At 54.3% G+C, this 20,410-nt stretch carries 21 protein-coding genes, 1 tRNA gene and 2 pseudogenes; 9 read left to right on the top strand and 15 right to left on the bottom strand.

Features of this window, described 5'->3' with window-relative positions:
* Window positions 1–18 precede the first annotated feature (18 nt).
* Window positions 19–654 (bottom strand): TetR/AcrR family transcriptional regulator, encoded by a 636-nt coding sequence (locus BMW84_RS01885; protein WP_091063836.1) that lies wholly within the window; start codon window positions 652–654, stop codon window positions 19–21.
* Window positions 655–769: 115 nt separating this feature from the next.
* Between BMW84_RS01885 and BMW84_RS01880 the strand changes: the two genes are divergently transcribed.
* Window positions 770–2,230 carry an MDR family MFS transporter gene (locus tag BMW84_RS01880; RefSeq protein ID WP_091063835.1) on the top strand — a complete coding sequence of 487 codons (1,461 nt, stop codon included), beginning with the start codon at window positions 770–772 and terminating at the stop codon, window positions 2,228–2,230.
* Window positions 2,231–2,458: 228 nt separating this feature from the next.
* Here the strand turns inward: BMW84_RS01880 and BMW84_RS01875 are convergent, their stop codons facing one another.
* The 4 genes from BMW84_RS01875 to BMW84_RS01860 all read right to left on the bottom strand — a co-directional run bounded on the left by BMW84_RS01875 (window position 2,459) and on the right by BMW84_RS01860 (window position 5,534).
* Window positions 2,459–2,869, bottom strand: coding sequence for a cupin domain-containing protein (locus tag BMW84_RS01875; protein WP_254772927.1), 411 nt, complete (start codon window positions 2,867–2,869; stop codon window positions 2,459–2,461).
* 10 nt (window positions 2,870–2,879) lie between these two features.
* Entirely contained in the window at window positions 2,880–3,212 is a 333-nt protein-coding gene (locus BMW84_RS01870; RefSeq protein WP_091063832.1) for a carboxymuconolactone decarboxylase family protein, read from the bottom strand.
* A 73-nt stretch (window positions 3,213–3,285) separates the two neighbouring features.
* Entirely contained in the window at window positions 3,286–4,335 is a 1,050-nt protein-coding gene (locus tag BMW84_RS01865) for an NAD(P)-dependent alcohol dehydrogenase (protein WP_091063830.1), read from the bottom strand.
* Window positions 4,336–4,370: 35 nt separating this feature from the next.
* The gene (locus BMW84_RS01860) at window positions 4,371–5,534 is read right to left on the bottom strand and encodes an MFS transporter (RefSeq protein ID WP_091067926.1); all 1,164 of its coding nucleotides are present in this window, start codon (window positions 5,532–5,534) and stop codon (window positions 4,371–4,373) included.
* 244 nt (window positions 5,535–5,778) lie between these two features.
* On the opposite strand from BMW84_RS01860, the gene BMW84_RS01855 reads away from it, so the two are divergent.
* The 3 genes from BMW84_RS01855 to BMW84_RS01845 all read left to right on the top strand — a co-directional run bounded on the left by BMW84_RS01855 (window position 5,779) and on the right by BMW84_RS01845 (window position 7,835).
* Window positions 5,779–6,330 carry a TetR/AcrR family transcriptional regulator gene (locus tag BMW84_RS01855; RefSeq protein ID WP_091063827.1) on the top strand — a complete coding sequence of 184 codons (552 nt, stop codon included), beginning with the start codon at window positions 5,779–5,781 and terminating at the stop codon, window positions 6,328–6,330.
* Between the two features lie 503 nt (window positions 6,331–6,833).
* The gene (locus BMW84_RS01850) at window positions 6,834–7,331 is read left to right on the top strand and encodes a stalk domain-containing protein (RefSeq protein ID WP_091063825.1); all 498 of its coding nucleotides are present in this window, start codon (window positions 6,834–6,836) and stop codon (window positions 7,329–7,331) included.
* A 261-nt stretch (window positions 7,332–7,592) separates the two neighbouring features.
* On the top strand, window positions 7,593–7,835 hold the full coding sequence (locus tag BMW84_RS01845) for a DUF7662 domain-containing protein (protein ID WP_091063823.1): 243 nt from the start codon (window positions 7,593–7,595) through the stop codon (window positions 7,833–7,835).
* Window positions 7,836–7,888: 53 nt separating this feature from the next.
* Here the strand turns inward: BMW84_RS01845 and BMW84_RS01840 are convergent, their stop codons facing one another.
* From BMW84_RS01840 to BMW84_RS01830, 3 genes are all read right to left on the bottom strand, one after another.
* The gene (locus BMW84_RS01840) at window positions 7,889–9,442 is read right to left on the bottom strand and encodes an arabinosylfuranosidase ArfA (RefSeq protein WP_091063821.1); all 1,554 of its coding nucleotides are present in this window, start codon (window positions 9,440–9,442) and stop codon (window positions 7,889–7,891) included.
* A gap of 186 nt (window positions 9,443–9,628) precedes the next feature.
* Window positions 9,629–10,837, bottom strand: coding sequence for a GTP-binding protein (locus tag BMW84_RS01835; RefSeq protein WP_091063819.1), 1,209 nt, complete (start codon window positions 10,835–10,837; stop codon window positions 9,629–9,631).
* Between the two features lie 150 nt (window positions 10,838–10,987).
* On the bottom strand, window positions 10,988–12,166 hold the full coding sequence (locus tag BMW84_RS01830) for a serine hydrolase domain-containing protein (RefSeq protein ID WP_091063816.1): 1,179 nt from the start codon (window positions 12,164–12,166) through the stop codon (window positions 10,988–10,990).
* Between the two features lie 193 nt (window positions 12,167–12,359).
* Between BMW84_RS01830 and BMW84_RS01825 the strand changes: the two genes are divergently transcribed.
* On the top strand, window positions 12,360–12,728 hold the full coding sequence (locus tag BMW84_RS01825) for a VOC family protein (RefSeq protein WP_091063813.1): 369 nt from the start codon (window positions 12,360–12,362) through the stop codon (window positions 12,726–12,728).
* Window positions 12,729–12,848: 120 nt separating this feature from the next.
* Here BMW84_RS01825 and BMW84_RS01820 read toward each other — a convergent pair whose 3' ends face one another.
* Window positions 12,849–13,412 (bottom strand): PadR family transcriptional regulator, encoded by a 564-nt coding sequence (locus BMW84_RS01820; protein ID WP_091063811.1) that lies wholly within the window; start codon window positions 13,410–13,412, stop codon window positions 12,849–12,851.
* A gap of 136 nt (window positions 13,413–13,548) precedes the next feature.
* Between BMW84_RS01820 and BMW84_RS01815 the strand changes: the two genes are divergently transcribed.
* The gene (locus BMW84_RS01815) at window positions 13,549–14,307 is read left to right on the top strand and encodes a 4Fe-4S binding protein (RefSeq protein WP_091063809.1); all 759 of its coding nucleotides are present in this window, start codon (window positions 13,549–13,551) and stop codon (window positions 14,305–14,307) included.
* Between the two features lie 30 nt (window positions 14,308–14,337).
* On the opposite strand, the gene BMW84_RS01810 is transcribed toward BMW84_RS01815, so the two are convergent.
* A complete protein-coding gene (locus BMW84_RS01810; RefSeq protein WP_091063806.1) occupies window positions 14,338–14,754 on the bottom strand; it encodes a MerR family transcriptional regulator in 417 nt (138 codons plus the stop codon).
* A 95-nt stretch (window positions 14,755–14,849) separates the two neighbouring features.
* Here BMW84_RS01810 and BMW84_RS01805 point away from each other — a divergent pair, with 95 nt between their 5' ends.
* Window positions 14,850–15,695: an SDR family oxidoreductase gene (locus tag BMW84_RS01805; RefSeq protein ID WP_091063804.1), complete on the top strand. Its 846-nt coding sequence runs from the start codon at window positions 14,850–14,852 to the stop codon at window positions 15,693–15,695.
* Window positions 15,696–15,754: 59 nt separating this feature from the next.
* Here BMW84_RS01805 and BMW84_RS01800 read toward each other — a convergent pair.
* Both BMW84_RS01800 and BMW84_RS01795 read right to left on the bottom strand, forming a co-directional pair.
* Window positions 15,755–16,580, bottom strand: a pseudogene (locus tag BMW84_RS01800) (MBL fold metallo-hydrolase).
* 128 nt (window positions 16,581–16,708) lie between these two features.
* Window positions 16,709–16,793: transfer RNA gene (locus BMW84_RS01795), tRNA-Leu, on the bottom strand.
* Between the two features lie 189 nt (window positions 16,794–16,982).
* On the opposite strand from BMW84_RS01795, the gene BMW84_RS01790 reads away from it, so the two are divergent.
* Entirely contained in the window at window positions 16,983–17,438 is a 456-nt protein-coding gene (locus BMW84_RS01790) for a YhjD family protein (RefSeq protein ID WP_091063802.1), read from the top strand.
* Window positions 17,439–17,490: 52 nt separating this feature from the next.
* Here BMW84_RS01790 and BMW84_RS01785 read toward each other — a convergent pair whose 3' ends face one another.
* The 3 genes from BMW84_RS01785 to BMW84_RS01775 form a co-directional block, all read right to left on the bottom strand.
* Complete coding sequence (locus tag BMW84_RS01785) at window positions 17,491–17,709, bottom strand: hypothetical protein (protein ID WP_091063800.1); 219 nt, start codon at window positions 17,707–17,709, stop codon at window positions 17,491–17,493.
* Window positions 17,710–17,814: 105 nt separating this feature from the next.
* Window positions 17,815–18,132, bottom strand: a complete 318-nt coding sequence (locus tag BMW84_RS01780) for a hypothetical protein (RefSeq protein WP_091063798.1) — start codon at window positions 18,130–18,132, stop codon at window positions 17,815–17,817.
* Between the two features lie 107 nt (window positions 18,133–18,239).
* Complete coding sequence (locus BMW84_RS01775) at window positions 18,240–18,812, bottom strand: xanthine phosphoribosyltransferase (protein ID WP_091063796.1); 573 nt, start codon at window positions 18,810–18,812, stop codon at window positions 18,240–18,242.
* A gap of 211 nt (window positions 18,813–19,023) precedes the next feature.
* Between BMW84_RS01775 and BMW84_RS01770 the strand changes: the two are divergent.
* Window positions 19,024–20,022, top strand: a pseudogene (locus BMW84_RS01770) (hypothetical protein); the annotation flags it as partial.
* Window positions 20,023–20,410: the final 388 nt, after the last annotated feature.

Below are 20,410 nucleotides of genomic sequence, written 5' to 3'. Positions count from 1 at the left end.
CCTTCTCTTTCAACCCGCTTATTCCGCCGCCTTGGCAACCAGCGGCATAAAAATCTCGTCGATGATCTCCAGAATCGTCTCATCGGACATCGGTTCGTGGGTCATCAGGATTTCAATCCGCAGCAGCTGCATGGGCAGTGTGATAATCCGCGGGCTCAAGGCATTCAGACTAACCTTTAACTCCCCGCGCTGCTCAGCCTCGCGCAGAATCTCGCGGATTGTCAGTGTCATTTTGTCATCCTCGCCGGAATTCATCATCTGCGGAATCGACGCGATCAGCTCGCTGTCAAAAAGATCGGTCAAGAGTCCATGAAGGGTCTGCGCGCCTATCTCCTGCATCGGCTGGACAATGCTGCTGAGCAGCGCCAGCATATCGTTTCGCAGGCTCCCCGTCCGCGGCGGCGCAAGTGTCGGTCCGGTTACGTTTGCGCTAATGGATGACACCACCAGCTTGGCTTTGCTCGGCCAACGACGGTACAGCACCGCCTTGTTCGTCTCCGCCCGGGCAGCTACCCCTTCCATCGTCAGCTTATTGTATCCCGTCTCATTTAATTCCGCCCAAGCGGCCTGAAGAATCGCCTCCTCCAGCGCTTTTCCCCGCCGCCTGCGGGGAGTGTCGCCGCCATGTTCCGGCGTATCGCCGTTTTGACTCATAGCTATCCCGCCTTTCATCATCATTCGGGTCTTGCATTTTCGGATAAAGAGAGTATACTGGGTGAAGTTAAGAAACGGTTCGTTTCTTATTCAGATTCTGAAAGGAGTTATTCTCATGTCATTATCCGCAACTCCCGCCGCTAAACCAAAGAAAGAACCACTGGACCCGGCCATCCTGAAGATTGCCGTCGTTCTGGTCATCGGTGCGATGGCCCCACTGCTCGACTCGACCATGGTCAACGTTGCTCTGCAAATGATCGGCGATGAAATGCACAGTGCCGTCTCCGCAGTCCAATGGCTCGTTACCGGCTACGCGCTTGCCATGGGTCTTGCCGTGCCCGTGTCGGGCTGGGCCATTGCCCGTTTCGGCGGCAAAGCCGTGTACCAGCTCTCCCTTGTCCTGTTTCTGATCGGCTCCGTTCTCTGCGCCTTTGCCTGGAACATCGAAAGCCTCATTGCCTTCCGGGTGCTGCAAGGCCTCGGCGCCGGCCTGCTCATGCCGACAATGTCCACCCTGCTTGTCCGCAGCTCGGGCGGACGCAATCTAGGCCGGCTGATGTCGGTCATCGGCATACCGGTGCTGCTCGGCCCCATTCTCGGTCCTATGATCGGCGGGATCGTCGTCGACCGCCTGGATTGGCACTGGATTTTCTACATCAACATTCCGATTTGCCTCATTGCCACCCTGATGGCTCAGCGCTCGCTGCCCGCCGATCCGCCGACGAACAGCCGGCAGAAGCTGGACATTCCCGGACTGCTGCTCTTGACCCCCGCATTTATTCTGCTCATCTTCGGCTTGTCGCGAATCAGCGGCAAAAACGGCTTCGGCAGCTTCGAGGTGCTTGGCTGCCTTGGCCTCGGCCTTTTCCTGATAGCCGCTTTTATCGTCTATTCACTGCGAAGCAAACGGGAACCCGCCATCGACCTGCGGCTGTTCCGTTCGTCCAGCTTCTCTGCTTCGGCCGGGCTATTCTTCCTCTCGGGAATCGCCTCATCGGGCGCCATGCTGCTGATACCACTATACTATCAGCAGGTGCGCGGCGAAAGTGTTTTGTACACCGGGCTGCTGCTGATCCCGCAGGGTGTAGGCATGCTGCTGACCCGGAGCTGGGTCGGCAGCATAACCGACCGGATCGGCGAGAAGCTGCCCGTTATGCTGGGTCTTGCGGCTACCATCGCCGGAACGGTGCCGTTTGCTTTTGCCGGCACACACACCTCCGCGTGGCTGCTCGGTGCAGCGCTGCTGATCCGCGGCGCAGGCCTCAACGGCTTGACGATCCCGGTCATGACCTCCGTCTATAGCGGCCTCGACCGGGAACAAATCCCTCATGCCAGCTCCGCTACGCGAATTTTGCAGCAGATCGGCGGCGCCTTTGGGGCCGCGGTGCTCGCCACCGTCGTCGCGCACCGTCTATCCGGTCCGGCGGCAGCAACTGCAGCGGATATCGCCGGCGCGTATGACAGCGCCTTTTGGTGGGCGATCGGCCTCGCCGTCCTGGCTGTGATTCCGGCGCTGCTGCTGCCAAAGCGCAAGAAAGCGCAGGCGCAAGAAACCGCCGCGCCATCTGCTTCTTGACGATTCTGCCGGCTTAACTCTTCGTTAAGTAAAGCTGGCTCTGGACGCCAAACAGCCGGCTCAATCGCCAAACGGGTAGCTTCCGCTTGGCGATTGGCCGGCTGTCTGATGGTTCGCAAATTAAGGTCTGATCAGCACCTTCAGGGATACACATGCCACCATGGGCATGCGGATACATATTGTGATACGGATGGAGGTCGCTGCGGCAGATGCAGGCGGTCACCACTTTCAGAATTTAACTTTGTTCGCTTCAGCGTATTGTTCATCGCTTACAGGCTCCAGCCATTCCGTCTCCGGTTTGCTTGGATCGCCCGTGGCGGCCAAATGCACGAACCAGGAATCGTCGGCGGCGCCATGCCAATGCTTCACGCCGGCCGGAATGTTGACCACACCCCCCGCCTGCAGACGTTTGGCGGGTTCGCCTTCGGCTTGATAATAACCCTCGCCGGCCGTAACGAACAGCAATTGACCCCCGGCATGGGAATGCCAGTGATTGCGGCAGCCCGGTTCAAACGTGACGTTTCCGACCGCGTTCGGGGCCGGCGTTAGCATTTTCAAATAACTTTGTCCGATAAAAAATTGCGAGAACGGATTGGGTTCCCCAATATCGAATAAAACGGTATCTTCCTTATTCATGATAATCATTAGCTCACGCTCCCTCCTGATCTTTATAAATTTCCTTGGCCAGATTAAATGCGGACCATGCCTTCGGCCAGCCGCAGTAAAACGCCAAATGCGTGATGACTTCGGCCATTTCCTCTTTCGTCACCCCGTTCGCTTTGGCCTTCGTCATATGGACGGGCAATTGTTCAAAGTTGCCGCCCGAAAGCAGCGCAGACACCGTAATCATACTGCGGTCGCGCGGGCTCAGCTCCGCTTCGCGGCTCCAGACCTGGCCGAACAGGACGTCATCGTTGAGTTCCGCGAATTTCGGGGCAAAGTCGCCCAAAAGATCATGTCCTGCCGTAACTTTATCAGCCATTCTTCTTCCTCCTTATGTTCATCCCGAAAAAAGCACACCCTGTTGGTGTGCTCCCTCCTGTTACCGCAATACTTTATGCATTCTCCATCGTGCTGATATCAATGACGAAACGATAACGGACATCGGAGGCAAGGACGCGCTCCCAGGCTTCATCGATTTGATTGGCGTGAACGACCTCGATTTCTGGAACAATGCCGTGTTCGGCGCAGAAATCCAGCATCTCCTGCGTTTCGCGGATTCCGCCGATCATCGAGCCGGCAAACGAGCGCCGGTGTCCGATCAGGGACATCACGTTAACCGGCAGAGGTTCCCCTGGAGCGCCGACGTTGACCAGCGTGCCGCCCAAGGACAGCAGGGACAGGTAGGCATTGATGTCGATCGTCGCGCTCACCGTATTAATGATGAGATCAAACGATCCGGCGAGCAGCTTGAACGTCTCCGGATCGCTTGTGGCATAATAATGATCCGCGCCAAGCTCCAGGCCGTCCGCTTTTTTCTTCAACGACTGGGACAGTACCGTGACTTCCGCTCCCATCGCATGGGCAAACTTCACCGCCATATGTCCGAGGCCGCCAAGTCCGACGACAGCGATCTTCTTGTCCGGTCCGGCGTTCCAGTGGCGCAGCGGCGAATACGTAGTAATCCCGGCACACAGCAGTGGAGCCGCCGCATCCAGTTCGATGCCGTCCGGAATACGGACGACGAAGTCCTCCGTTACGACAATGTGCGTGGAATATCCGCCCTGCGTATATTGGCCGTATTTATCGGTATCCCCGTAAGTGCCCGTCATGCCGTTCAGGCAATATTGTTCTTCCCCGTGTTGACAATTTGCGCACGTTCCGCACGAATCCACCATACAACCGACGCCTACCCGGTCGCCGACAGCATATTTAGTCACTTCGCTACCAATCTTCGTCACGATCCCGGCAATCTCATGTCCGGGAACAAGCGGATACTTTACAGGCCCCCATTCGCCGCGGGCGGTATGAATATCGGAATGGCAGATCCCCGCGTATTTGATCTCGATCAGCACATCATGCGGCTGAAGTTCTCTCCGCTCGATCTGAGCGAGCTTAAACGGTCCTTGCGGGCCAAACGTTGCGCGTGCATTTACAGTAAGCATAGTGGTACCTCCAAATGGAATGATTGTTTTGACCATTACTGTGGTTTCGGGATTGACGACGCCGAATCGCGCAGTGAAAGCGTCACGACACTGAGCGCCAGCGCCAGAATACCTGTCCATACGACGTAGGACACGCCCCACCCGGAGATGATGGCGCCGCCCACGGCAGCCCCCGCCGTTGTTCCGATATTCGCGGCAGTCAAAAACAACCCGTTCGCAAAGTCCGGTGCCTCGGGAGCGGCAGACATCACCAAATACTGGTTAAATTTGCCGACAATCCCCGCGATGACGCCCCAGCCTGCGGTAAGGAGCAGCATCGGAACACTGAACTGCCCATACGTAAACAACAGGATATATACGACCCCCAGCGAGTACGGAAGCATCCTGATGGCTCTCCAGGCATTCCGGGTCAGCAGCCTTCCGCCGATGACATTTCCTGCAATGTTCGCCACACCGAAGAGAATCAAGCCGAAACCGATGTCATTTGCCGGCAGATTCGTAACTTTACCCAGATACTCTGCGAGATAGCTGTACACCCCGAACACGGATGCGTTGAGAAAAATGACCGTAGCGATCGATAACCAGGTGAGCGATTTTCGTAACACCCGAATTTGCGTGCCATACGCCAGTCTTTCATGAACAGGCAAGGAGGGCACGAAGAGGATCGTCGCAATCAGTACCACCGCATGGATCATCGCGAAAAAGATCAAGGCCGCTTCAACCGAGACGGAGGCCGCCAAAAAGCTGGCGATGGGCACGCCGACGACCATGCCTGCAGAAACGCCGACAAATACCAGGGAAACCGCCTTCGGCGCCTGTTCCTTGCCGACCGACGCGGCAGCCAACGAAAAAGCCATAGAACAGTAAATCGGATGAAATAATGCCGGGATGATGCGGGCAACCAGGGAAAGCGTAAAATCATCGGTAATGACCGTCACGAGGTTCCCAAGCAAAAACACGCTTTGCACGAGCAGCATAACCTTTTTCCGGTTCATTCCCGAAAACAAAAGCGGCATCGTCGGACCCGCCACAGCCACGGCAAGCGCGAAGCCGCTGACCAGAAGCCCTGCCTGCGAGACAGAGTTCTGGTAACGTTCCGCCAGGGCGGGCAATATTCCGATTACGCCCATTTCGGTATTAATGATCCCGAATACGCCTGCGGTCAATATCAGCACCAGCAGAAGATTTTTCTTGCTCACCGGCAAGGGAAGCGATTCGTTATCGGAAGGCTGGCGTCTTCGATCCGATGCTCTTTGTTGTTATCATCCACTCCGCTTCACCTCAATGATCCCAGAAATAAACAACAACATTTGTTAAATCGACTTTCATCTATTATTATAGGGAGGAGACACCTAATTTCAATGGATAATAACAAGCGATCCGTCGAGATCTAGACACTTGGAACAATATTGTGGATTATCTCGAGGATAGGAGGAGTTTATTTTGGCAAAAACAGACCGGAGAATCCTGAAAACGCAGGAAGCACTCAAGAATGCGGTCATTGAGCTGATGGGCGAAAAGGAGTTCGACGCCATCACCATCCAGGACATCGCCGACCGGGCCGACCTTAACCGCAGTACGATCTATCTGCATTATCAGGACAAATACGATTTGCTCGACAAGCTCATTGAAGCGCAAATCACCGAACTGGGCGAAATGGATACTTGGGCATGCAACGAAGAATGGACGGATGCGTTCATCCCCTATTTTGAATATTTCGAAAAAAACTACCTTTTTTTCTCCACCATGCTGTCCAGCAAAAGCGCCGGCCCGTCCTTTTTCCGTACCCGGCTGCTCGCTTATTGCATCGAGGGCTTCCGGCGCGAGATCGACCGCGAAAGCGGCAAAAACAATCATCTATACGACGATGTCTTGCTCCAATTTGCCGGAACGGCGTACATCGGCGTGATCGAGTGGTGGATACTGAACCGGATGCCGCATCCTCCGGAGATCATGGCCAAACAGATCGGGGCTTTGCTGGAACGGAGTTTGTGAGGTGCCGCAGGCCGAGGAATTGCGCGGGCATTTACGCTTCGGTAGCAATACGGGGGGCTTGCGAGCAGCTGCGTGAAATAAACGGAGATAAACAAAAAAAACTGCCCGGCGGCCGGATTAGGGCTTCAGGCTCGTTCACTGTGGCGCGACGCGCTTCTTCGCCATCTGCCGATCAGCAACGGACATGAGCGCCGCTATTTCGCTGAAAATGGCCTTATGGCAACGTTAACGGACATGAGCGCCGTTATTCCGCTTGCCGAGGCTAAAAAAGTACTCTAAAACCCGAAATAACGGCGCTGAGGTCCGTTAGCTCCGCAAAATGCAGTATTTTTGCTGAAAAAACACCTGTCATGTCCGTAAGGCCACGAATCGCAGCTTATAAGAAAGAAAGATGCGGACCGCGGGGGCTGGTATAATGAGTACAAAGCTCTTTGCGGCTTGGGACGGGGATCATTCAGAAGAAACGCGCAACTGATGTGCATTATAAGGGGAATTTTACAGAAATGAAAAAGAAAGTAGCCGCGGTCACCGTGGCGGTCAGCCTCATGCTTACGGGAGCCGTAAGCGCAGCAAACCTTTGGGGAACGTATAAAGGGAATGAAATTATCCGCATCACCTCCAATGGCGTTGCCGTAAAGCCCAAAGATGTGCCGGCCATCAGTTATAACGGGCGGACGATGATCCCGATCAGCATGCTGGGGCAGCTGGGCCTGAACTACACCTGGAATCAGTCGAAAAAAACGGTGAACTTCAATACAAAAGCTAACACAGCATCAACTAATGATTTACCTCCCGTCTTGAGTATTATGAAAGCAAACATGTTTAAAGATATGGAGGACTTGGGCGAGGAACTGTTCTTGACAAAGGCCGCCTTCGATCTGGATTTTATCTCCAAAATGTCCAGTGTAACATTCGATAGCAATAGCGATAAGAGTTTGGCAAACGCCATAGATAATTATAATGCCCTCATTGGCAGGCTAGATGTAGCGGCGTTAACGTAGTTCGATCCAACCATTGACCTAGCATTCAAATACTATGATGACGCTATCGGGAATCTGAAGTCGATGAAAGAAAGCTTACCCGTTGCACCGGCAAAGCCGGATGCTTCTGCAATTTCCAATTATAAAAACTTCACGAATAAGGCATCCGAGAATATCTCTAATGGCCAGTCCATTGCGACCAGCGGTTATCTACAAGCATTTAGCGATTCGCTTCAATAATCAAGAGAGTTACCAGGCACCAATCCGCCAAGGAGGCCAACCATGGGGTACAGCAAATATTTTCCGATCGAACATTATTTGAACCAGATTACGGTCACGCTTACGTACGCTGAAATCGAAGAAATTCTCGGATTCGAGCTGCCGCCCACGGCCTACAAACGGGAGCAATGGTGGGAAAACAACACGGCCAATCACCCGCAGGCCAAATCCTGGCTGAATGCCGGATGGAAGGTGGCACGGGTGGAACTCGGAAAAAGCGTGACCTTTGAGCAGAACCGGGTTTAACACTTATTAGCTCAAGCTTGTCCTGATTGGAAAAAGAAACGGCAGAGCCAGGTTCACGACCTGTTCTGCCGTTTTTGTGTATCCGGTTCATCCGCCATTTTGCTCAAGCGGATGACGTTCCATGACAAAGCCGGCAGTACCGCCGTTAACCGGCCGTCCTCCACTTCGGCACCTTGGACCCGCCGCGGAATGACGGCATGGGGAACATCGGCGGTGTTCACCGCCTTGAGATCCGGGCTGGTCATGACGATTTGCTCCACGACCCGGTAACCGGCGAAGCCCCGGACATCGCATTCCAGTACGGTCGCTTCCTCCAAGCTTTTATTGACCGCAAATATGGTCAGTGCCTCCTGCGTTTCGTTATACACAACCGCAGTATCCAACAGGGGCACATCCGTATAGTCCTTGCTGTCGTATTTGCCGCAATCCAGCACCGGCACAAGCACCGTCCCCCTGCCGTACAAGGACGCATGCAGATACGGATAATAGATCGTCTGCTTCCAGGCGCACCCGCCGGTTTCGGTCATAATCGGCGCGATGGCGTTGACGAGCTGCGCCAGGCAGGCAATTCGGACCCGGTCGGCATGATTTAACAATGTAATCAGCATGCTGCCGACCATCAGCGCGTCTTCGAAGGTATAGCGGTCCTCCAGCAGTTCCGGCGCCAGCTGCCAGGGAGCAACTTGCTTATCGCTCTCCAGCGTATGAAACCATACGTTCCATTCATCGAAGGACAGCTGCAGCGTTTTACGGCTGCGTTTTTTCGCTTTGATGTAATCGCAGACGGCGATGATTTCGCGAATAAACAAGTCCATGTCCAGCGACCGGGCCAGATAATTCGCCGTATCGTTATCGGGATTGCCGTAATACGTATGCAGCGATAAATAATCCACCTGTTCGTACGTATGCTCCAGCACCGTAGCTTCCCATTCGGCATAGGTAGGCATGGCGCGGAACGAGCTGCCGCAGGCGACCAGCTCGATCTCCGGATCGACCAGCCTCATGGCTTTGGCCGTTTCGCTCGCCAGCCGGCCGTACTCCGCTGCCGTCTTCTGCCCGATCTGCCAAGGGCCATCCATTTCATTGCCCAGGCACCAGGTCTTGATGCGATGCGGCTCCTTATAGCCATGCGTTATGCGCAGATCGCTGTACTGCGTCCCGCCCGGATGATTGCAATATTCCAGCAGCTGCCGGGCCGCGTCAACACCGCGGGTTCCCAGATTGACCGCCATCATGACATCCGCCCCTACTCCCCTAGCCCATCCGATAAATTCGTTCGTGCCCACCCAATTGGGCTCAATGCTTCGCCAGGCGAGATCCAGGCGGCGGGGACGGTCCGCCACCGGGCCGACGCCATCCTCCCAGTTGTAGCCGGAGACAAAATTGCCGCCGGGATAGCGGATCAGCGGCACCCCGAGTTCGCGGATCATTCCAGCGACATCGCGGCGAAAACCGGCCTCATCCGCCTCCGGATGCCCAGGATCGTAAATGCCGCCGTATACGGCGCGGCCCAAATGCTCGATGAACGAGCTGTACAAACGGGGGTCGACCTCGGCCAGACGGTAGGCCTTGTCGATGATCATCCCGGCATTTTTCTCAGCAGTCATGCTAACGCTTCCTTTCTGATTTAAGAATTACAACCTTTGCGCAATCGCTTACAAAGATCATAATACATTTATTGGATAAGTTATCATAGGCCATAATTCAATCGGAATTTATAAATTTGCAACCTTCGCTTACTCCATTTTTGCAGAAAAACCCGCGCCAGGCGCGGGTCAACGTAAAACGATCTGCTATTCCTCCACCGGCCAAGGCAGCGGGTTATTAAAGGTACTCCAGTCCTGTTTCATTTCCTCTTCGCTAAGCAGGCATTCCGCCAGCCGCGACTCGATCTCGGCCCGGTTCACATTCATGCCGATGAACACGAGCTCCGTCATCCGGTCGCCCCAGGTCTCATCCCACCGCGCCCGGAGCTCCGGCTCGTTCTCCAGTACCTCACGCTGCTCGGCTTCCGGATAAGAAGCGAGCCAATATCCCGCAGGGCCGAATTGGATCGATGGCCCCGCCTGACTGAGCGAAGCGGCAATATCGCCGCGGGCTGCAAGCCAGACCAGCCCTTTGGCTCGCACGACTTCCTCCGGCCAATCGTTCATAAATTCCGCAAGCCGGCCGGGGTGGAACGGCACTCTGCGGCGGTACACGAAGGAGGCGATGCCGTATTCTTCCGTCTCCGGGGTGTGTTCATCTTTTTCCAACTCGGCAATCCAGCCTGAAGACATGCTGGTCTTCTCGAAGTCGAACCTGCCGGTATTCAATATCTCGCCCGGGTCGACGACGCTGTTAACGGTCCGGATGATCTTGGCCGCCGGCTGCAGCTTCCGCAGCATCGCCTCCAGCTGCACGAGTGCCCGCTCGTCCACCAGATCGCATTTGTTCAGGAGCAGCACGTCGCAGGTTTCGATCTGGTCGATCAGCAGGTCGGCGATATCCCGCTCATCCTGCTCCGACACTGCTTGCTTGCGTTCCATCAGGCTGTCCCCGGAGGCGTAATCATGCCAGAAGCGGTTGGCATCCACCACCGTAACCATTGTATCCAGACGGGCCAGCGAGGTCAGATCCACATCCAGCTCGGGGTCCGCATAGGTAAAGGTCTGCGCCACCGGCACAGGTTCGCTGATTCCTGAACTCTCGATCAATATGTAATCAAAACGCCCCTCCTCTGCCAGCTTCTTCACCTCCCGCAGCAAGTCGTCGCGCAGCGTGCAGCAAATGCAGCCGTTCGACATCTCCACCAGCTTCTCTTCCGTCCGTGATAAGGCATTCCCCGATTTGACCAGATTGGCATCCACGTTCACTTCGCTCATATCGTTGACGATGACGGCAACCTTCAACCCGGATTTGTTGTGCAGGATATGATTCAGCAGCGTCGTCTTCCCCGAGCCCAGATAGCCGCTTAATACGGTTACCGGAATTCTCGAATCTGTAGCTTTAGTCGTTGTCATGCTTGTACCTCCCGTTATTTAATCGTAATATTTACGATTTACCTACATGATTATAGCGAGACAGCTGCTCCTTGTCAAAGGGCAAAAAAAAAGAAACCCGGAACGTTGATCGCTCCAGGCTTCCTTCCATTCTCTCCAAGTCCAAAAAAATCACAGCGTGCTGAGCACAATATTGCGCATTTTGCGCGTAACCGGCAGGGTTCCGGCATCCTTTTTCTGAACCATGAACAGGAAAGACAGCTCTTCCTGCGGCAAGTTGGCGAAGTAAGCGCCGAGCCAGCCGTCCCAGCCGTATTCGCCGGTCCCGCCGAGAATTCCGGCTTTCGTCTTATCCGTCATGATCCGCATCATATTGCCGTAGCTGTGGCCCAGCAGCGAATACCAGTTATCGAACCCGGCCTGCTGCCGCGCGTTGATCGTCGCAGTCGTTAGATACTCCACCGTACGCGGACGCAAAATTTGCATCCCATTCAGACTGCCCTTGTTCAAAAGCATCGTCGCGAACTTCGCGCTGTCGTCGATCGTCGAGAGCAGTCCCGCTCCCCCGGATTCATAAGCCGGCGCATGGTTGGCCTGATGGTTGATTCCGAGATGATCGCCCGTATACAGCGTAAGTCCGCCGTTGCCGTCATCTCCGTACGTCTTTGCCAGGCGGCCCCGCTTCTCATCCGGTACCCAGAAGCCGGTATCTTGCATGCCCAGCGGTCCGAACAATTCCTTTTGCAAAAATTCGCCGAACCGCATGCCGCTCACGACTTCCACAATCGCTCCCAGGACATCCGCCGACGTGCCATACTCCCAGGTGGCGCCGGGCTGGAACGACAGCGGGCATCGGCCCAGCCGGTTGGCGATCTCTACCGTACCCATGGGCTCGTCCGACAACAGCTTGCGGTCGATCTCCTGGAACAGCTGCTCCGTCTCCCGTCCGGCCTGATGATGGCCGCCATACACCAGCCCCGAGACCATGTGCAGCAGATCATGGACGGTGACATCGCGTTTTACCGGCACCAGCCGTCCGTCTTCGGCGACGGATTGATTTTTAAAACCCGGCAGAAAACGGCTCACCGGATCGAATAATTCGAGTTGGCCGCGTTCCAGCAGGATCATGACAGCGGTTGCGGTCATCGGTTTGGTCATTGAATACAGACGAAAAATCGAGTCTCTCGCAATCGGAATGTCCTTTTCGCGATCCGCCAGGCCGTCTTCGTGATACAAAATCTCCTCGCCTTTATGCAGTACCAGCAGGTTACCGCCGGCGATTTCGCCGCTGGCAATGCCCGCTTTCAGTGTAGCCTTGATCTGCGAAACCGCAGTCGCGCTTAAAAGCATAGATGATCTCCTCCCGGTGGGGTTACTTATTTCAACTCTATTATTCTAAACCTGTTTGTGCCGGGCAGCTATAAAAAGTTCATACCGCTTAGCCTTCTTTGACTCGGACCCGTTTTTTAAGGTACATTTTGATTGTCGGATGAGCTTCTGGTGAAGGCCCTTCCCCTATTTCCGAATAAGGAGTGCGATAATTATGATTAATCAGCTTGGCCAAGTGATGCTGTACGTCAGCAATCTGGATGAATCCAAACAGTTCTGGACTGAAAAACTGGGCTTTGAAGTGATAGTCGACAATGCCGACGCGCCGGTGAGAGGCATCGAAATCGCTCCTCCGGGCGCCGCGACCCGTATCGTGCTGTTCAATAAAGAGCAGGTGGCTGAGCTGCATCCCGAAATGAACTATGGAACGCCTTCGCTCATGTTTTTTACGGACAAGTTCGATGAGCTTTATTCCGGTTTGAAGGAGAAGAATGTTACGGTAGGAGAAATCGTTGAAATACCGGAGAGAGTGTTTAACTTCGCGGATGATGAGGACAATTACTTTGCGGTTATGGAAAAATAAACACAAAAGCAAACGGCAGCCGAAACGATGAACGTTTCTGGCTGCCGCCATCACCAATCGGACGCCGAAAGGCGTTTTTCTTATGGAATCAAGGGCCAAATAGGCTTCCGCCCCCTGATCTTAGCTCCGCTTCCGCTCTTCATGCTCTCTAAGCAACGTCTCCGCCTTCTCCGCCCAGCGCAAGTAAGCGCCATAGACCTCCTCGCCAAAAAGCACCGTCAAGTAGTAGTACAAATGGTCCTCATTCTCCGCAAGCACCGGCTGCAAATTTTGCTTGAACATTTCGATAAGGTCCACATTCCGCTGATGCCGTTCCTTAAACAGGCCAATCCGCCGGATGTTGTCCTCCGTCTTCAGTTCGCCGCCGAAAAAGAGCTTAAGCAGAATTTCGTAACGGGTGTATTCTTTCGTTTCCGGAATGGCAAGCCATTCCCGCAAAGTTTCTTTGCCGGGTTCCGTAATGGCGTAAATATTCTTTTCCGGCCCTTTGGAGCTTTCGCTGGATTGCTTCACGATCAGACCGTCGGCTTCGAGCTGCCGCAAGGTAGGATAGATCTGCGCATAACCGGCATCCCAGAAATGACTGATCATCATATCGATTCTCTTCTTAATATCGTAGCCGCTGAGCGCTTCATGATCGAGAAGGCCAAGCACAATGTATTGGGTAGTATTGGTTTTTGGCATAGGTTCTCCTTTAGATTCGGTTGACACAGAATAGTCACGCGGCTTCATCTTGACGCAACTATATCATCATGATATAGTCACGTCAACGCCACGCCGGATGCCCGTTTTTTTCTCCGGCAAGAAAGGATGTCCGCAAATGAAGCGTCAAAAAGTCCGTCAGCTGCTTCTGCTTCTTTCGTTTCTGCTCTTTCCCGTCACATTATTTTATTTCTCGCCTTATTTGATCATTCAAGGAGGCGCCGCGGGAATCGTAACCGGCAGCTTTATCGTATTCGCGGCATTGTTCGGAACTTCGCTTGTCTTCGGACGCGCATTTTGCGGCTGGCTGTGCCCGGGCGGAGGCTTACAGGAGAGCTGCCGGCTCGTTGCGGATAAGAAAATCAAACGCAAAGGCATCCGCTGGATCAAATATTTCCTGTGGGCGCCGTGGATCGCCGGAATCATTGGCGCCTTCGCTGCGGCCGGCGGCTTTCACGCCGTCGACTTCTTTTACATGACCGAACATGGCATTTCCGCCGGCAGCCTTCCCGGATTGGCCACTTATTTTGCCATCGTCGCTTTGATTGCAACGCTTGCGCTGACAATCGGCAGACGGGGAATGTGTTATTCCATCTGCTGGATGTCTCCCTTCATGGTCTTCGGTACGCTGATCAGCGATAAGCTGCGCCTGCCGACCCTTCATTTGCAGCCCGTTCCCGCCAACTGCACCTCTTGCGGACGCTGCACGCGTCAATGCCCCATGAGCATTGAAGTCACGGCTATGGTCAACCGGAACGATATGCGTAACCCGGAGTGTATTTTGTGCGGCGGATGCGCCGATGTCTGTCCTTCTTCCGCCATTCATTTAACGTTCGGCAAAAAGGAAAATCCGCGGCGCGCCTCCAAAACGGCATAGCGTCGGCGGACCATCAAAGCCCTCTTGCTCTCAATGCCCGCTTTGCTGCTCTTGCCACGCTTTTAACATGACATGCGCCTTTTGCGGATCGCTTATCAGCAGCGTCCGGTATTCCAGCATCCAGTTCAGCGTCACCAGCATTTGGTCGTATTCTTCCTTCTTGCGTTCGATTTCGTGCTTCTTATGAAGAATCCACTCGATAATCTGCTGATTGGTGCGGGCGTTGGTATCGTGATCCTGCAAGGCTTCCTTTAATTCGGCGAGCGAACAGCCGATACTCTGGAATTTCTTGATCAGCTTTAAGCGTGCGACGGCTTCATCCGAATAGCTGCGGTAGTTATTGTGCTCCCGCGTAACATGACGCTCATCCAGCAGGCCCTCTTTTTCGTAATAACGGATGGTGTGGATGGTCAGACCCATCTTGTCCGCCAGTTCCTGAATTTTCATTGATGATTTCTCCTTTGGAGCGCTTGCCCTAGAGTTCACTTCATAGTTTATGCTTAAGGGGTTCAAGCAGTCAACCCATAAAGGAGGAAATAAGGATGCATGTTTTTGTTACAGGAGCAACAGGTTATATCGGTTCAGCCGTCGTGCGGGAGCTGATCGGCGCAGGACATACCGTTACGGGTCTTTTCCGGTCGGAGGAAGGCGCGGCCAAACTAAAAGAAGCGGGGGCTGAGGCGCTTAACGGCACGCTTACCGATCTCGAAACGCTGCGCGCCGCGGCCGCAGCCGCGGACGGCGTCATTCATCTGGCATTCACCAATGATTTCTCAGACTTTGAAGGCGCACTTGCACTGGATATGGGCGCGGTTGAAGCGATCGGCGAAGCGCTGGAAGGCAGCGGCAAACCATTCATCACCACATCTCACGCCAACGGGGAAGCCGTGAACGCCGCTGTAATTGCGCTATCCGGCCGCGGAGTGCGCTCTGCGGTGGTGTCGCTTGCGCCTTCCGTGCACGGCGAAGGCGACAGGGGGTTTGTGCCGATGATGATTCATATCGCCCGGGACAAAGGCTTCGCGGCCTACATCGGCGACGGCACAAACCGCTGGCCGGCGGTGCACCGACTAGATGCGGCGGTTCTGTACCGTCTGGCGCTGGAATCCGCTCCGGCGGGCTCGCGGCTCATGGGCGCCGGGGACGAGGGCATTCCGCTGCGCGAGATTGCCGAAACCATCGGCCGCCATTTAGAAGTGCCGGCGCAAAGTCTCACTGCGGATGAGGCTGCCGGCCATTTCGGCTTCCTCGGCCCCATTGCTGCCTTGGATCTCAGCGGATTGTACGGCATTCCGCAAACGAGCCGGCAGACGCAGGCGCTGCTGGGCTGGGAGCCGGTGCAGCCCGGCCTCATCGCCGATCTTGAGCAAGGCCATTATTTCGTTTAAGCATGCAAGGCGTCTACGACAAAAAAGGTGTGCGGCATGATGCCGCACACCTTTTTTGCCTAATCAGGCAGAGCTATGGAACCAAAATGATCTGCCAATGCTTGTAAACCCTTCTTTAAGACTTCGCCCCCTGCCGGTTGCCCGTGACCCGTGACCGCAATCTCGATTTAACCCGGCGAGCTTCAGAACGGAAGCTTTGGCAGCCTTCCAGTCTGGAGTGAAATACTTAGGCGGACCGCTGAATTCGAGCTCTTGCATAAACACCTTATAGATGGATTCCTGTTTCACCGTAACGAAGGCATCGCCGGCAATAAGCGAGCGGGATTCATCCTTGAACAGCGAAACATGGCCCGGCGTATGTCCGCCGGTCAAAAGCCATCTCCAGCCCGGCAGGTACGGAACGGAGCCGTCCGCCGGGAGCACTTGAAGCCGGTTGCCGAGTTGAATGGGCTCATTCGGGAACCATGGGGACATTTTGGCGACCAGCCCCGGAGCCGCCGAAGGGTCCGGAGTCATGTACGCTCTTTTTCCCGTTAAATAGGGAAATTCGGCTTCATGGGCAAAAACATCCACATTCCAGTGGCCGCTGCATTCGATAATCGAACCGACATGATCAAAATGACCGTGGGTCAGAACAATTGCCTTCGGTGGATGGCCTGTACCAAACCGTTCCTCCGCAGCTTCAATAATTTCATCGGCCTTGTTTGGCATTCCGGCGTCCACCATTACCCAATCTCCGCGATTCGGCTCGCCGACGAATACGACATTGACGATTTGCACCGTCAATTGGAACAGGTCGGGCGCCACCTCGATTCCTTTACCATTACGAACGGAAGTTACGGGCAGCCCGTGATAATCGCTGCCGTAGGCCATTCCCATGTCCAGCACCTCTTTCCGGATAATCTTCGATCCGGTTATAGCGTGGACTAAACCTGCAAGGTTTATGAAAAAATGGCCGCAACAAAAAAGCCCGCCGCTGCCTAAGCAGCGACGGGCGATCTGATCTAAGAGAATGCGGTCGAGAGGACTCGAACCTCCACGGGGGGTTAGCCCACACGGACCTGAACCGTGCGCGTCTGCCAATTCCGCCACGACCGCATATTTTTGTTTCCGCTTATCGCGGTCACAAGAAAGATCATATCATGCATGCAAAATTGAGTCAAGACTTTTCCGTTTTTTTATTTTATTATTTTTATTTCAAAAATTACTGTAAATGAATTGCTTTCCAATACATTCCGGAGGTATAATAAGAACAGAAGTTCGCATTATATAAACGAGGTGATTATTATGGCGACCCTACTGAAGACAAAGCCGAACACGACACCTGTTTCCGATATAACCCCTGACGAACTGACGCTGGTCCGAAGCTACCTGCTGCTAACGTTTATCCATAAAGTATTCGAACGCGATTGCCGCGTCATCGGCAAGAGCGGATTGTTTAAGACGCCCCAGCTCTATACAGAGCTGATCTCAGGTGCAGCCAAACGTACCTCCGTAATGCTTCAAGAGGTAACCCGTGAACTTGGTGACCATCGCCTGAAGGTCACCAACATGCGTCAAGATGAACGAGGCGTAGAGGTTAAATACAACTGCCGAGGCACGGCCGGCGAGTTCAACATCGCCTGGAACGGTTTCCGCAGCGAGATGATGGTACGCATGCGCGCCTATCTGGGCCTCTCCTCCGAGCTTGCTGTTTTCCCGGGCACAAGCGGACAGCCCGAACAACTGGCATTGTCGTTTTAATCACGAAAGGACCTTCCCCGCGGAAGGTCCTTTTTTTGTATGCGGGTCCCTGTCAGATTTGCTCTGGCGTTTGCCGCGGTTCGGCATATGGCTGGTAAATGTAATTACGGTCGAGTTTGACCACCCGTTTGTTCGGCCGGCGTATCATCACTTGCGTATCGTCCCAGGCCAGAACAATGCCCCTGACGTCGTTGCTTTCCAGCGCATCGCGCACGACACGGATTTTCTCTCCGGATTGTCGGTAGGCATCCAGTTCCTCATCGCTAATCATGACTGCTCCCTCCTTCATTCTTTCATCATACCCTATCAGAGAAAAAGACCCAAATGCCCAAGGCATCCGGGTCTTGCATGTGCTTGTGGAACTTCTGGAAACTTCTTATATCAGCGCTTCGTTCTTCTCGAACCAGAAATCAAGAACTTTGGCGGACATTACGCGTTGCTCCAAATACTCCACCTGGTTGGCGGTAAAGCTTTCTTTCCAATTGAACTCAAGCTCTTCGCACAATCCTTTGATCGTCAGCAGCTCGGACCACGCCACATAACGTTTGTACCAGAAGAATTGAGGATGTTCAATCATATAGGGATACAGATCGTCGAACTCCGTATGTTTGCAATCCAGCGCACGCTCGAAATGATCCTTGGCCTCGGTCAATTTATCAATAAAAAATTGCTCTGTCACCGGTTCTTTCCCCATTGTGACGCCTCCTCTCCTATATCTGATTTTCATTATACGGGAAAAGTAATGGGGTGAAAAGCAGTATTTCAAAATTAGGCAATGTTCCTAGTATAGTCACATTTTGTTTAATCTTCGAACTCGATGGTCCCGCCGCTGAGCGATTTGATCCGGACGAGCGGCTCGAGGCGTACGCCTTGCTCGCGGATCGCGCGGGCTCCGGGCTGGAAGCTCTTCTCGACAACGACGCCAAGCCCGACCAGCTCCGCACCGGAGCGCTGGATGATCTTGATCAGTCCGCGGGCCGCATCGCCGTTGGCAATGATATCGTCAATGAACAGCACCTTGTCTTCCGCAGAGATGAAGTCGCGGGAGAGCATAATATCCGTTACGATCCCTTTTGTAAAGGAAGGCACCCGTTCGCAGTATGCATCGGGATCGGCCAGCAGCGTTTTTTTGCGGCGGGCGAACACCAGCGGCACGTTCATTTCGACGGCCGTGGCAAAAGCTGCGGGAATGCCGGAGGATTCGACGGTAACGATTCGCGTCACGCCGGCGCCTTCAAATCTGCGGGCAAACTCCCGGCCCATTTCCATCGTCAATCCGGGATCCACCTGGTGGTTCAGCAGTGCATCCAGCTTCAGCACCTGGTCCGACAAGACGACACCTTCCTGCAAAATCCGCTGTTTCAATACTTCCATGACTAAGACCCTCCAATACCCTATTTAACCTGACCTCCACCTCGGGAAGTCATGTCCTTCTGCTCCTCATCATAACCTGTACTATATGGACTGCACAAGGCATTGCGCTGGGCAATCTTACGAACGGTCCACATCTGGATCCCGAAGAAAATACCTGGGAATGCTTCGAAGCCAAAGCTCCACGTTGTGGAGGTATTATAGGAGGGAACCCATGAAAACTCATGTCCGTACCTTGCAAATCGCCTTTACGTATATCGGGACCATTGTGGGAGCAGGCTTTGCGACCGGACAGGAAATCCTTCGCTTTTTCACCCGTTACGGCCAGTTTGCCCTGTTCACGATCATGCTCTCCGCCATACTTTTCGTGTGGCTGGGCACCAAAATGCTGATCATCGCCCGGCGAGTCGAAGCGGAGTCCTACGAGGATTTTAACCGCCATCTGTTCGGCGAAAAAATCGGCAGCAGCATCAGTTTGTTCACCATGCTCATTCTGATCGGGGTCAACAGCATTATGTTAGCCGGCGCCGGCGCCATTTTTCAGGAACATCTTGGGATGCCGTATCAGGCGGGATTGCTTATCACGATTGTCGGTTCCTATTTCCTACTGAAAAAAGGGATTTCCGGCGTGCTCCATCTGAACAGCATGGTTGTGCCTTTAATGCTTACGTTGTCGTTTATTATCATTTTTAATACGCTGGGCCTTCCGGGCTCCGGGCATTTTTTGTTTATTGATACGGACGCAAGCCCATTCGGCGCATGGCTTTCGCCGCTGCTGTATACCGCCTTTAATCTGGGGATGGCACAGGCGGTGCTGGTGCCGCTGGCCCGGCATACCGATGATGAACGCGCACTGGTCCGCGGCGGTATTCTTGGCGGGATCGGCATCGGATTTATGCTGCTCGCCGCTCATTTTGCGATGAGCTCTCAGTTGCCCGATATTTTAAGCTTTGAAATTCCGATGGGCAGCGTCGCCTTCCGGCTCGGCGTTATCGTACAGACTATCTATCTTCTGCTGATTTTCCTGGAAATCTTCAGCACCTTTGTCGCCGATATATTTGGCGTCGGGGAGCAGCTCCGCCAGCGCCTGCCGGTCGCCCCTGCCCTGGTCCTGCCGCTCCTCATGCTTGTCTGTTACTTGCTAAGCCAGTTCGGCTTCAGCTCGCTGCTGTCGATCCTGTACCCGATCTTTGGTGCGCTGTCGATGGTCTGGGCGGTGATGCTGCTGCGGACGCCGGTCCCGCCGGCCAGGGAGGGCGGCAAGACTTCGCCGGAGCCCCTCGCTCGGACATCATCCCGAACCATTTACACGGCTTCGCTGACCATGGCCCGACATGCGGAAGAACAGGCACCGGACGAGGAAAACGAAATAGAGATACCCGGAACCGTGCAACGTACGGAAGCAGAGAATGGCTCGGCAACGGAAATATCAGTGGGCAGCAAGAGAGATCCGCTGGGGTTGCTGTCAAACCCATCGAACCTTAGCCCGTTTCTTCGGCCTTCGGCCCCGCCCACGCCTCCCGCCGCTCCGCGTGCGCCTCTGGTACGGATTAACGGGAAATAGACGCGAAGCCTAAAACGGAAACTCCCATGTTCTCCAT

It is taken from the genome of Paenibacillus sp. NFR01 (assembly GCF_900111565.1).
In the GTDB taxonomy this organism is placed as follows: Bacteria; Bacillota; Bacilli; order Paenibacillales; family Paenibacillaceae; genus Paenibacillus_AQ.
This window is presented reverse-complemented; position numbering and strand designations above follow the sequence as displayed.